The sequence below is a fragment of the Gilvimarinus sp. 1_MG-2023 genome, from assembly GCF_030548285.1.
The window spans coordinates 1-276 of record NZ_JAUOSC010000940.1; the positions used below are offsets into that span (position 1 = coordinate 1).

The window sequence follows — 276 nt, forward strand, 5'->3', positions numbered from 1 at the left end:
GATCCTGATTTCACGGTAAGAGTCATGATGGTGACTGTTCTGTGGCCGGGTGCTGCCGCTGATGAATTACAAGATAGTGTGGTTGATCGGTTGGAAAAACGCATTCAGGAAGTGGAGGATTTGTACAAAATTGAGACAACGGTGCGGGCGGGGCGGGCCGACTTGCAGGTTGAGTTCCAGGATTACACCGACGCCAAGCATGTCCCCGATCGCTTTTATCAGGTCCGGCGTCGCATGCAGGATGAAGCATCCCAGTTACCGGACGGGGTTATCGGG

The 276-nt window shown here is 54.0% G+C and carries 1 protein-coding gene; it reads left to right on the forward strand.

Annotated features, from left to right (window positions below; translation table 11 throughout):
• Positions 1-276 (forward strand): efflux RND transporter permease subunit (locus Q4563_RS19630; protein ID WP_303605714.1); only part of this gene is annotated, 276 nt, incomplete at both ends.